Source organism: Desulfosporosinus burensis, assembly GCF_054657535.1.
Genome location: NZ_BAAHYN010000127.1, coordinates 1 through 202 on the forward strand (window position 1 = coordinate 1; position 202 = coordinate 202).

1 pseudogene is annotated in these 202 nt (G+C 40.1%); it reads right to left on the minus strand.

From position 1 onward, the window contains the following. Positions 1-202: pseudogene (locus ACYQ3Q_RS28690) on the minus strand (HEAT repeat domain-containing protein); the annotation flags it as partial.

Genomic DNA, 202 nt, shown 5'->3' on the forward strand with positions numbered 1-202 from the left:
CTCACGCAAAGTCCAATCAATCAGTCGAATTAAAACTGCCTCATTTTGACTCAACAGAATTCCTTTGGCCAATTCAAGATCCTGAATTAAAATAGCCCTCTTCAACTGGTCCCCTAGTTTAGGAAGCAAATACCCCGCAATGGTTCGAGCACTTTTTTCGCTAAGGGTTAATTTGCCGGCTTTGTTCTTTTGAATATAATGT